We start from the raw sequence: 706 nt of genomic DNA on the forward strand, positions 1-706 counted from the left end.
CCTGAAACCGTGTGCCTACAAGTAGTCAGAGCCCGTTAATGGGTGATGGCGTGCCTTTTGTAGAATGAACCGGCGAGTTACGATTCCATGCGAGGTTAAGCCGAGAAGGCGGAGCCGCAGCGAAAGCGAGTCTGAATAGGGCGCATGAGTATGGGGTCGTAGACCCGAAACCAGGTGATCTACCCATGTCCAGGGTGAAGGTAAGGTAACACTTACTGGAGGCCCGAACCCACGCACGTTGAAAAGTGCGGGGATGAGGTGTGGGTAGCGGTGAAATTCCAATCGAACCTGGAGATAGCTGGTTCTCTCCGAAATAGCTTTAGGGCTAGCCTCAAGATTGAGAATCCTGGAGGTAGAGCACTGTTTGGACTAGGGGCCCATCCCGGGTTACCGAATTCAGACAAACTCCGAATGCCAGAGATTTATACTTGGGAGTCAGACTGCGAGTGATAAGATCCGTAGTCAAGAGGGAAACAGCCCAGACCACCAGCTAAGGTCCCAAAGTTATCGTTAAGTGGAAAAGGATGTGGCGTTGCTTAGACAACCAGGATGTTGGCTTAGAAGCAGCCATCATTTAAAGAGTGCGTAATAGCTCACTGGTCGAGTGACGCTGCGCCGAAAATGTACCGGGGCTAAACGATACACCGAAGCTGTGGATTGACACCATTGGTGTCAGTGGTAGGAGAGCGTTCCAAGGGCGTTGAAG

Annotated in this window: 1 rRNA gene; it reads left to right on the forward strand. The window is 51.8% G+C overall.

Going from position 1 to position 706, the window contains the following annotated elements:
* A 23S ribosomal RNA gene (locus ACFOZY_RS07115) occupies nt 1–706 on the forward strand; the annotation flags it as partial.

Origin of the sequence: Chungangia koreensis (assembly GCF_042651785.1) — a bacterium.
Taxonomy (GTDB): domain Bacteria; phylum Bacillota; class Bacilli; order Bacillales_A; family Planococcaceae; genus Chungangia; species Chungangia koreensis.